The organism is Microcystis sp. M079S1 (assembly GCF_020246425.1).
Taxonomy (GTDB): Bacteria; Cyanobacteriota; Cyanobacteriia; order Cyanobacteriales; family Microcystaceae; genus Microcystis; species Microcystis aeruginosa.
Genome location: NZ_JADBSZ010000021.1, coordinates 1 through 12688 on the forward strand (window position 1 = coordinate 1; position 12688 = coordinate 12688).

Below are 12688 nucleotides of genomic sequence, written 5' to 3' on the forward strand. Positions count from 1 at the left end.
AAATTGTTGAGGGAAGTTGCCACATCGGGATGATTGTCTCCTAAGAGTCGTTTTCTCAAATCTAAAGCTTCTAGATAGAGAGGTTCCGCTTCTTCGTACCTGCCTTGGGAATAGTACAATCCTGCTAAATTGTTGAGGGAATTTGCCACATGGGGATGATTGTCTCCTAAGAGTCGTTTACACAAATCTAATGCTTCTAGATAGAGAGGTTCCGCTTCTGTGTACCTGCCTTGGGATTGGTACAAGTATGCTAAATTGTTGAGGGAAGTTGCCACATCGGGATGATTGTCTCCTAAGAGTTGTTTATACAAATCTAATGCTTCTAGATAGAGAGGTTCCGCTTCTGTGTACCTGCCTTGGGATTGGTACAAGTATGCTAAATTGTTGAGGGATTGTGCCACATCGGGATGATTGTCTCCTAAGAGTCGTTTTCTCAAATCTAATGCTTCTAGATAGAGAGGTTCCGCTTCTGTGTACCTGCCTTGGGAACGGTACAATTCTGCTAAATTGTTGAGGGAAGTTGCCACATCGGGATGATTGTCTCCTAAGTGGGTTCGAGTTGCGGTTAAACAAGCTTGACAGTAAGGTTCAGCAATAGCATACAATCCTTGTCCTTCATAATAACGAGCTAAACCCGTATAGGACCAACCTAAATCCTCATCAGCGATATATTGGGAATATTCCCCGACAGATGTTTGTAGATGGAGAAGGAAAGGTTTAAATTCTTCAACGATTTCTACAGTCGTATCCTGTGGCATTTCTGCCGATTTTTTGGCCATAATCCCACAATAACGGCGTTTTGCTGGTTCTGCGTGGGGTGATGCTTCTAACTTATCCCGAAAGTAGCGACGCAACAGGGGATGAATTTCATACCAACCCTCACCCTTATCCTGAACTAAACTCAGGTGAACTAAACTATCGGTTAACCATTCCTCCACTGTATCCCCATCCTCATCGGGAAATAAATCCAGAATCATTCCCTTGGGAAAGGGCGCAAGAGCGAATAAACTGAGGTAAAGTGCCAAAATTTGCGCTTCTGGTTCGCTATGCAACTCCTCCCAACTGAGATTAAAGGCAGCTTTTAACCCTCTTTCCGCAGTCATTTCTGTATCAAACTTGGGATTTTTGGCTAAAATTGGCTCATCTAAGCCTTTTTCGGCTAATTTCTCCCGTATTTTGCTAATTTTCCAATCCTGTCGTCGTACCAGCAACCTTGCCACCAATTCTAACGCCAAGGGTAAATAACCTAAATCCTGACATAATAATTTAGCTGCCTCGATTTGTGTGTCAATTCTGTTGTCTTTAAGGTAGGAACGCAATAAATCAAGTGCATCTTTTTCTTTTAATACTTCTACCCGAAAAGTCGCAATTGTCGCTGATAAATATTCCTTGCGAGTGGTAATTAAAACCTGAAAGCGTTTGTCTTCTTGCGGTGGTAAATAATCCCTAATTTGCTGATAATCCCGCACATCATCAAAAATAATTAGGACATTTCCCGCTAACCAGTTTTGCCAACAATAACGAATTTTTACGTCTAATTCTCCCTCATCCGGTAAAGTTAATTTGAGATGTACCCGCGCAAAATCTAAAATAGAAGTACCGATAAAACCGCCGTCACTCTCTGCCACATTTAACCAACATATCCCCCCGGGATAGGCTTTTTCCCGCCATTGTTGCCAGCCAAACTGTCTGGCTAGTTCGGTTTTACCTATGCCTCCCATTCCCGTTAAGGTAGATATAGCAAGCTTTTGGGATTGTTGTAATTGCTTTTTTAAGTCAATTAATTCCTGATCCCTACCAACAAATTTAGGGATATTACTATTAGATAAATTGTGAGGATTGGGTTGAGGAGGCTCTTGGTTAGGCGGATAATTATAAATATTTTGCTTGTCAATATTGATATTGCCTTGAGCATAATTGACTATTTTTTGATCCATATTGTTAACATAATGCTGTGATAAAAAAATATTTACTTATACAATATTAACACATTAAAAGGGGAAGGGCGAACGCAATTCGCCCCTACAATGGCATTTTTTTCGGTTCCGTCGGGGTGTATTGCACGCACCCAAGACATTACATGGTGATATTTTGTTCATTAATATTAATGTCCCTTTGAGAAAAATTAACAATTTTTTCAATAGTTTTGATATAGGTTTTTTGTCCAGAGGATTGAGATTGCAAACCCTTAGCAATATTGTTAAGAATATCCTTTAAATTAGGTAAAGGTTCGGCTTCTACAATGTCAACCAACTCGGTTATAATTTGGCTTAATTCGGGACTGGTTTTAGCAACAGATTCCACCTCCAGAATTGCCTGTCCATAATCTAAAGGCTGTTCGGGTGCTTTTTCAATTGCGGTGACAGTATCTGGAGAAACTTGTTTCAGGGAAGTGAGAAATTTTCCTGTTTGTTGCCAAACTTTCTCTCCCACTTTTTCACCGGTTTTCTCTAACGCTTTAGTGGCAATAATCGAACCAACTGCGATCGCTGCTCCTGTAAGGGGGTCCATAGATAAAATAGGGGTGATGAGGGTTGAGTTTATTATATTATTGGGTTTTGATTTTTTGCCACAATATAGGGATTTTAGAGATTGCTTCAGTGGTAAATTCCCGTACTGCTAAAGTAAACTTGTGGTTAAGGGATCATTCATGATTCAGCCCTCATTTTAGCTTTCATAATTTTATTCTGCCCTATTTTTCTTAATCAATCACAGTCCATGACACAATCACAGCATCAGTCTAAACTGTGATTGAAATGATTGAATGAATACTATGATTATATTGTATTCAGCAACCTTTTATCAATAATCAGTCATAGTCCATGACACAATCACAGCAATCACAGTCAAGACGGCATGGGAGAGGAAATATCCGTGTTATTGTAAAAACGGGGATAGATGGGGGGGTTGGTCTTGCAAAATCGGCAAATAGGGATAAAATCAAAACAAGTTAATTTTTTCCTTACCATATCATGTTAACCCCATCGGATAGTAAATTATCTAAGCAGCAGCAGATTCTCTCGGCTGTTTCCGAAGAAGAACAGCTTAAACAGCAAAGGATTCAGGAAGTGCTATTGTTAATAGATAGTTTATTCCAAAGAGAGGAAACGACTTTTAGAATTATCATCGACTGTCTTTACGATGTGGGTTCGTTAAATTTAATTAATAAAAAGTTTCATAGTCGTCACTTAAATTTTATCATGAAAGCGATCGCTCGTTTTTCTAAGCCTATCTTCAGAATTTATGCTCTCTATTGGGTGAAGAAAAATAGCCCCAAATTAATCACTAATTGGTTGGCTAGTAAGGTTAAATTCTAGCCAAGGATAAACTCCAGAGACAGATGATAGGTGGTGCGTTACGACGGATTGTTACCTTCAATTCAAAGCAGCAATTTTGGCCGTCTAACGCACCCTACGTTTTACTACTTAGTTGATGATAGGTGGTGCGTTACGACGGATTGTTACCTTCAATTCAAAGCAGCAATTTTTGCCGTCTAACGCACCCTACGTTTTACTACCTTTTACTTCGTACCTCACTATTAAGATATAGGGACTAAATTTGCACCTGTCTGAGATGACGACGGGGATCGGTGGTACGCTGAGATTTAATTTTCTCGTATAATTCCCGTTCGATCGCCGTTAATTCTTTGGGAGTATCGATGACAATTTTGACTAATTGATCGCCGCGTTGTCCTTTATTATCGATCCAACCTTTGCCTCGTAAGCGCAGGGATTGACCGGAACGAATACCGGCGGGAACTTTTACCGTCACCATGCCATCGGGGGTAGGAACTTCGATTGCTGTGCCTAAAACCGCCTCATCGGGAGTAATCGGCACTTCACAGGTTAAATTATCGCCTTCAAAAGCAAAGAAAGGATGGGGTTCTAATTCCACATCGAGAAATAGATCTCCCCGTTGTTTACTCAAGGGATCGATTAGTCCTTTACCCCGTACCCGGAGACGATTACCGGTTTTAGTTCCTGGGGGGATTTTGATATCGATCATTTCTCCGGCTAAATTAACCCGTTTTTGTACTCCTCGTAAAGCTTCCGCAAAAGTCAGACGCAGTTTAGCGGTGGAGATGCCGGAAGTGACAGCTTGCGGTGGAGTACGAGCGCCGGCAAAGTCGTTAAAATTGCTAAAATCGCCAAATCCTCCCCCTGGAGTACCGTAGGAATGGGAACGGGGGCGAGTACCGCCGGGGCTGCCCATGCGACCGAGCAGTTCATTGATAAAATCATCAAAGGTGCTGTACTGGCTAAAGTCAAAACCAGCCGAACCGAAGTCAACCCCCGGACTACCACCCGGCCAATTTGATCGCCCAGCCTGTTGCCAATATTGTCCAAATTGATCGTATTTTTGGCGTTTTTCGCTATCGGAGAGGACTTCGTAAGCTTCGCTAATTTCTTTAAAACGTTCTTCGGCGCTTTTATTGTTAGGATTGCGATCGGGGTGATATTTGACGGCTAATTTGCGAAAAGCTTTTTTAATTTCTTCGGCGCTGGCAGTTTTACCTACTCCCAGAACGGCATAATAATCTTTATAATCTGCGGCAGGCATCGATACGCTATCTCCTTAGCAATGAGGATTCAGTCGGGATATTCCTAATCTAACTTAATTTTATCGTGATCACTGAAAGGGAAATTGCCGACGACGACGATACCAAGTTCCCACACCTACTAACAGAGCAATGAGGGTAAAAGCCACCATTAGGGGCAATATATCGCCTTTTCCCAAAGATTTTAAACCCGCACCCATCATGACAAAGGGTAAAATTCCGGGGACAGTGCCTAATAAAGTACCGATGAAATAATCGCGAAAACGGATAGAAGTTAATCCCGCAACAAAGTTAACGATACCGTAGGGAATAATCGGTAATAGACGGATAGCAAACATATAAAATAGGCCGCCTTGCTGCATTTCTGCATCGATCGCTTGCCATTTTCCCTGAAATTTTTTGGCGGTATATTCCCGGCCGATAGTACGGGTAAAAGCAAAGGCAACTATAGCGGCCACCAAAGCGGCGATCGTTGTCCAAACTGTTCCCATAACTACCCCAAAGATGGCCCCACCACTGAGGTTTAAGGGGGTAGAAGGCAGGATTAAAATTGTCCCGATCGTATAGAGAATAATATACAAAATGGGGGCCATAATTCCCATTTGTTTTAACCAGATCTGTAATTGTTGGGAGTCGATACCACCGATCAGATAAACTCCGATCGCTGTGGCGATAATACAAATTATGGTTAGGATAATAACACTACTTTTAGTTTTAGACATTTAACGGCAATTTTGGGCTAAGTTCGGGTTGCAAAACATAAGATGCAGCCGGGGTCTATATTTCCCTATTGCCAAAAATATAGCAGAAATCGGCATAGGATCGATCTCGATCTCGATCTCAATATTAGCGGGCTGCCCTATCTGTCCCCAAATTACCCCCGATATCGGTGTGGGTAGTTCAGTTAATCTCCTCGCAAACCACGATCGAAAAACCATTGACTTTATAGTTATCGGCAATTACTGTCCCTTGATCCACAGACCAACAATTATAATCGGTTTCTGCCCAAGCGGCCGTGTCAATAATTCTTAGCCAACGATAATTATTGGATGACGGGGGAAGACGAAAATCCACTGGCAGATGATACATATTAATTAACACCAAAAAATCGTGATCGCCGACGGCACTACCATCAATTAAAAACCAAATACAGCGATCATCGGCAGTTAAATCGCTAACCCCATTGGGTTTCTTAAATAAATAGGTGACATTATTGCCCCCATCGAGAACCATATCACCGTAGCGGTGCTGTTTGAGTGCTATATGATTCTGTCTTAAGTGAGCAATATAAGCGGCAAAAATAAATAAAGGATTGCGTTCTTCTTGATTAGTTCCCGTGCCAAAATTATTGTGATAAGCTTCCCGATAACCCGTGGGCAGTAGATGGGGTGAACGGGTGGCAATCATATCATAATTATTCCAAGTGGCCACACTATCAATATTGTAGGGATTATTATTACCATTTTGGCTGCGGCCAAATTCATCGCCCCAGACAGTCATCGGCACACCGCGAGATAAAAATTGAATCGTCCAAAAGTTGCGTAATCTTTGGCGACGTAAGGCCTGATCACCCCCAGAATCCCAAGAATCGTTATTATTATTGCCGCCATCGGAAGGACCAAAGGGCCAGGGAGTGAGGTTATTTTTATTGTTATAACTGACCAAATCCATCAGGGTAAAACCATCGTGGGCAACAATAAAATCGATCGATTTTTCCGGTCCGCCTTGGTCGTTAAAATTGTGATAATCGCCGTTCACCTGTTCGATGAATTTAAAAGTATTACCATCCCCCTTTAAAAAACGCCGGATTGCATCGCGATAACGGTCATTCCACTCGCCCCAACCCGCCGGGAAATTCCCCACTTCGTAACCCCAGCCATCCCAAGCTTCGGCGATCATTTCGGCATCGTATTTTTTGCCTAATTTCTCGATCTTTTCTAACAAAGGATGTTTGGGGAAGAATTGTTTTTGTTTGCGCCGATCTTGTCGTTGATGACTAGAAGGAGTTCGACCGAGGACGGGGGCCAGATCAAAACGAAAACCATCAACTCCCATTTCTTCTAACCAATAGGTGAGGGAATCAAGGACGAGATTACAGGTGACAATATGGGAAAAGTTTAATTGATTTCCGCAGCCCGTGGCCCCATCGACTAGATAATGTTCATCGGTGAGTTGATAGTATTCCACCACATCAAAACCACCAAAACTAACAAATCGGGTGACATCGTTGCCGCCCCAATTGCCCCCTTCTCCCGTGTGATTATAGACCACATCGAGATAAACTTCCATACCTTGGTCGTGGAAAGCTTTGACCATGGCCTTAAATTCTCTGGTGGGTCCACCGGGGGAGCGATCATAAGCATAACGGCGATCGGGGGCGAAATAACCAAAGGTCATGTAACCCCAATAATTACCGCCGGGGCGATCGTCGGGGTTATTATCGTTAGCGGTTTCTTGGACTGGTAAGAGTTCGATCGTGGTAAATCCTAGCGCTTTCAGGTATTTGGCCATATAGCCGGCTCCCGCATAAGTTCCTCTGTACTGGTCGGGAACGTTAGCCACTTCCTCAAAACCCCTAATTCCCTTGAGAATATCTTCTAAACGACTAGCGGAGGGGTGATTGCTTAAACCGCGCACATGGGACTCATAAATGATCGCTTTTTCGGCACCCAGACGGGGACGAATCCCGGTATAAGTCCCATCCGGGCCGATAACAATGCCTTTGGGCGACCATTTGCCCGTATCGTATTGCCGCCGGATCACTCCTTTGTAGTCCCCTTCTCCCGTGGCATACATTCCCGCATTTTCTCCAGCCGCGATCATGGCCAGGGTTTCAAGGTCGTGGGAAAGTTCTCGCGCGTAGGGATCGAAGAGGACTTTATTGGGGTTAAAACGATGGCCGAAATCGTCCACATCTGCCCGAAAACCGGCGTTACTGTGGCCTCTTTGCCATTTTTGATCAAATTGCCAATTGGGACCCCAACAGCGAAAAGCGTAGTAACTGCCCTGGGCAATACCGGCGATTTTTGCCCGCCACATATCATCATTTGGGTTTTTTGTCAACCAGTAATCATACTTAGCGTTTTCTCCCGTCGGGCGATCGTAGATTTCCAGAAGAATCTGACTGGCATTTTTAGAATAGACGGCAAAGGTGACACTATCGCCCCGATAATGCGCCCCGAGGGGATAGGTGGCATCGGCCCAGAGATGGCTATCTAGGGGGGCATAATTACCAGATTGGGGATGATTTTGACCGATCGCTGGTAACATAAATTGGCGGGATAATATCGCCTTTGATGATAGACATTTTTCGCTCAAAGAAATAAGAAAAAAATCTAAAGCTTGCTCACCAAAAAAAACGGCTGTGCAATTCCTAGTAACTGCTATAGTAATTATCTTAGAGAATCCTCAAGAGAATTATATTCTTCGGAGCAGTAGTCAACCATTTGACGTAGAGATAAATTTTCGGCTTGTAAACAACCATTTTCTCGTGTAAGTCCCATTCAAGATAGGCTAATCTTTCTTTAATGGCTCGATTTTCTGCCGTCAGTAAACTAATTTGGTTAACTAAATCACTGACTAATTTTTCTAGATGGTGTAGATTGCTAGGGGAATTATCGATAATTTTCCTCTCTAAAGCCAGAATTGACAATCATCTTCTAATAAACTAGGACAAATTCCTTGTAAGCGTCGATAAGCAATAGCATCCGCTCCATACAAAGGAATAGGTAAACGGGGGTCTTTGAGAGAACCATAGTGAAGTAAAGTTAATTTTAACGTAGTGTCAACTAACTGTTTTAAATTTACTTGCTCTCCTAATTCATGAACTTTTAATCGCAAGGGACGAGGAACACCAATTTGTTCAGAAATTTGGGAAGTTATCAGGATAACTTCCCGATTTGATAAAGCTAAAGCTAATCCTTTGGAGGGAGCATTTATCTGCTTTTGCTGAAGATTATAAAGTCTAGGAATGCCAGTTTTGTAACATTCTACGAGAATAAATTTAGCATTAATTGCTCTAGCTCTTGCCAGTAAATTGTCAACCTCTTTTCCTTGAAATTTACCATCTCTGTAAATGAGAACTGTCTGATTTTTTAGTTCAGCTTGCGGTAAAAAATTTTCCAGAATACGTTGAGGAATTTCTTCTCCCTCGGTTAAACTATCTTCTACCCGACAGCGAACAAATTCTCCCTGTTTTCCATATAGTCGCACACTTGCACAAACATTGAGACTCCCCGGAAGATTTTTTTTAGGAATCCTTCCCACATCTAAACCAATAAAATAATCGGCAATTTCTAGAGGTTCAGCAAGGACATAGGGTAAATTTCCTAATTTGGCTAGGATTCCGGGGACAACTTGATAGAGAATATTATTATAGTTGCTCTTATTATTTAAAGTCTTTTCATAAATCATTTGAGTTATAACTCCACGATCCAGAAACTTTTTTTTAATCCACGAATATAAACTCCCTTCTTCAGTATTATCAGCATTGCGATCAGATTGAGGAAGAAATACTAAAGCAATATCTACAGGAATTTCTCCTCGAATTAATTGATCAACTGCTTCTTCCAGTCTAGCTCTTTTTTCAGAACCTTCACCTTCAACAGAAAAATTTATTTGATTCTCTGGTGGCAAAATAGTCTCAAATTTATAAAGTTTTAATCGCTTTTCTAATTGTTCTCTAAAATCTCCCACTTTAAAACTATCTGGTTTGAGAATAGCTAAACGAATTTTACGAGCAGGATCCTCATATTCTCGATGACGTTTATATACACCACCCTTCGATAATCCTTTGAGAGTTTCTCTTTTTTCTCCCCTTTCTCCCTTACCAAATAAGATGGGAGTTTGGTCAAGAGAAATAGAAGGAGTCCAAAAGACTTCGGGGTATTCTTGGCTGTTAATACTTCTTTCTTTTAACTGAAACCCAAAGTTATTTAAAGTCTTTTGTGCTTCCTGTTTATACAACTTTAATAGTTTTTGTCGTTCAGCATAGAAGATTTTTGTTTTCTTTAATAACTCTCCGTAATTGACTTGAAAAAAACTCTCATCCTTATCTGTCATACAGGGTTTTAAAGCTGCTAAGGCATAAATATACTCCTGGGGATTTTTGCCAAATTGTACCGCAACCACTGGTTGCTCCCGATGAGCTTCTTCTAATTTTCTTCGACTAATTGAACCCGTGGCTTTTGTTAATAGATACTCTCTTTTGTCCCCAATTGTACCCGCTATTTTAATAATTTTAGCTATCCCATTGGTTTCTATATCTTTAACCTTTAAACCTACTAATAATTTAGCTGCATCTTGTCTATAGGGGTGATTTTCATAAAATTGTTCTAAATCTCCACTATAGACAATACTACTTTCAACAGTTAAACAAATAGCCGGATCGGTGTCATTGATGATTTCTGCCCAAAAATCAACTTCTCTCCTTACCTGTACTTGGTTTTTACTTATCTGACTATCTTTGGGAAAAACTATTGGATCGGAAAATTTACCAAATATTTTCAGAATTCTAACTGCTAATTGTGCTGTAACTAAAGGTGTTATCTGAAAGTCTTTTAGCCAATGAATAGAATAATAGTGATCGCCAATATCTTCTCGTAAAACCTCTTGAATATCTGATAAAGCTTCTTTCCACTGTTGTAGAGAAGGAATAGATTTTTCATCTTTAGCTAATACCCAAAAACAATTATCTTCAAAAATAACCACCACAGCAGGAAACTTATGACTGAATTGCCAACTAAAACGATTACCTATTTTTCTAGTAACTTGATGATTAAGCTGAAAACAATTTAAACAACTATTCTTGAGAGTTAAGGAACTAATTTCACTCAAAAAAATCGGAGATTTGGCTGTGTTAGCTGCTGTATAATTCATGATCTAAACCTCCTTATTTGCATAATCACAAATCGATGTAAAAGGACAATAACAACAGACATAGCCACTTTTGGGCGGGAAAATATGATAAAAATCTTCGGGGTAATCTTTATATTTTTGTAGTTGTTGCTGATGTTTTTTGGACAGGAAAGCTAGTTCGATTTTAACTGCTTCTATTGCCTCTGAAGACAGGAATATTTTTTCTGAGCTTGTTTGGGTTTCTAAGTTGTAAAAAGAAGCGACAATTTTTTCCCGAGGATAACGGTAACTAGCCGCCAGTAAATAAACATGAGCCTGACGACGATCAAAATTAGATTGACCAGTTTTGAAATCTAAAATATGTATAGTGTCATCGGCTTCTCTAAAAATACAATCAAAGGCAGCGGACAAATTAAACCGATAGTTACCTTGCTCGATAACAATAGGTTCTGGATAACCTTCATCGCCTCTAGATAAATTAATAATCTCTTTATTCAATAAAATTGGTTGTTGATAGTAATTGTTTAAAATTACTAAAACCCTGGCTTGAATTTCTGGCGATTCTTGATTTAATTGCAGGATTTCTGCGACTTGTTCCACCCCATCAGGACCGGTTAATCTCACCGACTCTTGATGAAACTCAAAAACTCCTCGTTGTGCCAACTTACCAATTTTTTGCGACTGATTATCTTGTGATAGTAATCTTTGGACTTCTGGTTCTTTGTTTCGCGCTTTTTCAAACCCCCGTTTTGTCTGACAATGGCGATTCTCATAGCCAATCGCTGGTTTTAGCGATCGCCAAAGACTATAGCTCATCGGAGGATACCAAGGCTTTTTGGGAAACTGGCAGGACACGATTTTTTCCCTCAGTCAGGAAAATGCTAGGATGATACGGCAGTGTTTGCTCTTGTGTTGACTAAAATAATCAACGCCAATGAACTAACTTTAGCTTATGTTGAATTAAATAGTCAACCCTTGATATAATTTTTTTGAGCGATTGAGAGAAAAGCAGTGTCAGAAACATTTGGACAGGTTATCCGCAAAGCTCGTCGAGAGGAGGAATATAGTCAGAGAGAACTAGCTAAGTTGATCGGGGTAGACTATACCTATCTATCGAAGCTAGAAAATGATCATGCGGGTTATCCTCCTAGTCAGCAAGTTATTGAGTCCTTAGCGACTCATTTAAAATTAAATGCTCAAAAATTAGGAGAATTGGCGGGACGACTTAGTTCAGATGATCAAAAAGTCTTCAAAGAATTAGTTCAAAAATACCAACAAATGCCGATTTTATTGCGTCGCATGAAAGACAATCCCAATTTTGCTAAAAAAGTCATTTCTGAGGCGACAAAATTAGAACCAGAGGAGTAAATATCTTGGATATTATTAAACCTTATAGTTTTATTCCCAAAGCAGTGATTGAAGCTCAGGCAGACAATATTCTTAAGAAAGTAAAAGCTCATCGTCGTCGTCCCTTAAAAAATTGTGATATTGCGGAAGCGGCGGCCGATCATTTTGATTTGGCTATTGAATGGACGGATATAAAGCCAGATAAAGAGGGAGAAATCGCCGCAATGATTATTCCCACAGAAAAGAAAATTATTCTTAATGAAGATGTAAAATTCTTAAAAGATTCTCAAAATTCATCCCTAGCAAAAGAAGGTTTTAAAAATTCGAGTTTAGCCCATGAAATTGGTCATTTTGTCCTTCATATTAATCAAACAGCTGTCTCTAACTTTTTGGATCGAATCAATCAGGGAGATTCCCTAGAGACAATTCAACCTTTTCTGTGTCGGACAGTTGATTCTAGCCAAAGAATTGAATGGCAAGCACAATATTTTGCCAGTTGTTTACTAATGGCGATGAGTGAGTTAGAGAAAGCCATCAAGGGACGTGACTTGACTAAATGGGGACATCTGTATGCGATCGCCGACGAGTTGGGAGTAACTATTACTAATCTTAGAAGTCGTTTAGAAAGTCTCCATTGGATTAAAGTCGATAAAAAAGTAATTTATCGGGGCAGTAATTTTCCCAAGAGATACCCCCCCCAAAAAATCGATCGCTCCGATAGTGAGCGATCGAATAAACCTTAAACAGCCAATGATGCTAATAATTCCATCGCAGTCCTTTTTGGCCTTGCATAATAGAGGTATGAATTGAGGAAATCCTAAATGCAATGTCCAGAGTGTAAATCGACCCATATCCGTAAAAATGGTCATAAGAAAGGCAAACAGAATCACATTTGTGTAAACTGTGGTCGTCAATTTATAGATAACT

The 12688-nt window shown here is 40.5% G+C and carries 12 protein-coding genes; 4 read left to right on the forward strand and 8 right to left on the reverse strand.

Annotation, left to right across the window (positions count from 1 at the left end; translation table 11 throughout):
- Both IM456_RS01330 and IM456_RS01335 read right to left on the reverse strand, forming a co-directional pair.
- The coding region (locus IM456_RS01330) for a tetratricopeptide repeat protein (RefSeq protein ID WP_287692437.1) at positions 1–1937 on the reverse strand (1937 nt) is incomplete at its 3' end.
- A gap of 139 nt (positions 1938–2076) precedes the next feature.
- Complete coding sequence (locus IM456_RS01335; RefSeq protein WP_287692438.1) at positions 2077–2511, reverse strand: hypothetical protein; 435 nt, start codon at positions 2509–2511, stop codon at positions 2077–2079.
- A gap of 461 nt (positions 2512–2972) precedes the next feature.
- Between IM456_RS01335 and IM456_RS01340 the strand changes: the two genes are divergently transcribed.
- Positions 2973–3317 (forward strand): hypothetical protein, encoded by a 345-nt coding sequence (locus IM456_RS01340; RefSeq protein WP_002738818.1) that lies wholly within the window; start codon positions 2973–2975, stop codon positions 3315–3317.
- Positions 3318–3552: 235 nt separating this feature from the next.
- Here the strand turns inward: IM456_RS01340 and IM456_RS01345 are convergent, their stop codons facing one another.
- The 6 genes from IM456_RS01345 to IM456_RS01370 all read right to left on the reverse strand — a co-directional run bounded on the left by IM456_RS01345 (position 3553) and on the right by IM456_RS01370 (position 11230).
- Entirely contained in the window at positions 3553–4560 is a 1008-nt protein-coding gene (locus IM456_RS01345) for a DnaJ C-terminal domain-containing protein (RefSeq protein WP_287692440.1), read from the reverse strand.
- Between the two features lie 69 nt (positions 4561–4629).
- On the reverse strand, positions 4630–5280 hold the full coding sequence (locus tag IM456_RS01350) for a TVP38/TMEM64 family protein (protein ID WP_149974560.1): 651 nt from the start codon (positions 5278–5280) through the stop codon (positions 4630–4632).
- 178 nt (positions 5281–5458) lie between these two features.
- On the reverse strand, positions 5459–7828 hold the full coding sequence (locus IM456_RS01355) for a glycogen debranching protein (protein WP_287692441.1): 2370 nt from the start codon (positions 7826–7828) through the stop codon (positions 5459–5461).
- Between the two features lie 127 nt (positions 7829–7955).
- Positions 7956–8210, reverse strand: coding sequence for a hypothetical protein (locus IM456_RS01360; protein WP_287692443.1), 255 nt, complete (start codon positions 8208–8210; stop codon positions 7956–7958).
- Positions 8192–10435 (reverse strand): Piwi domain-containing protein, encoded by a 2244-nt coding sequence (locus IM456_RS01365; protein WP_287692445.1) that lies wholly within the window; start codon positions 10433–10435, stop codon positions 8192–8194. Before IM456_RS01365 ends, IM456_RS01360 begins: the two co-directional genes overlap by 19 nt.
- Before the next feature lie 3 nt (positions 10436–10438).
- Positions 10439–11230: a PD-(D/E)XK nuclease family protein gene (locus tag IM456_RS01370; RefSeq protein ID WP_287705272.1), complete on the reverse strand. Its 792-nt coding sequence runs from the start codon at positions 11228–11230 to the stop codon at positions 10439–10441.
- Between the two features lie 195 nt (positions 11231–11425).
- On the opposite strand from IM456_RS01370, the gene IM456_RS01375 reads away from it, so the two are divergent.
- From IM456_RS01375 to IM456_RS01385, 3 genes are all read left to right on the forward strand, one after another.
- Positions 11426–11782 (forward strand): helix-turn-helix domain-containing protein, encoded by a 357-nt coding sequence (locus IM456_RS01375; protein ID WP_149987045.1) that lies wholly within the window; start codon positions 11426–11428, stop codon positions 11780–11782.
- Positions 11783–11787: 5 nt separating this feature from the next.
- Entirely contained in the window at positions 11788–12504 is a 717-nt protein-coding gene (locus IM456_RS01380) for an ImmA/IrrE family metallo-endopeptidase (RefSeq protein ID WP_149987044.1), read from the forward strand.
- Between the two features lie 78 nt (positions 12505–12582).
- Positions 12583–12688: IS1/IS1595 family N-terminal zinc-binding domain-containing protein (locus IM456_RS01385; RefSeq protein WP_502845907.1), on the forward strand; the 106-nt coding region annotated here is incomplete at its 3' end.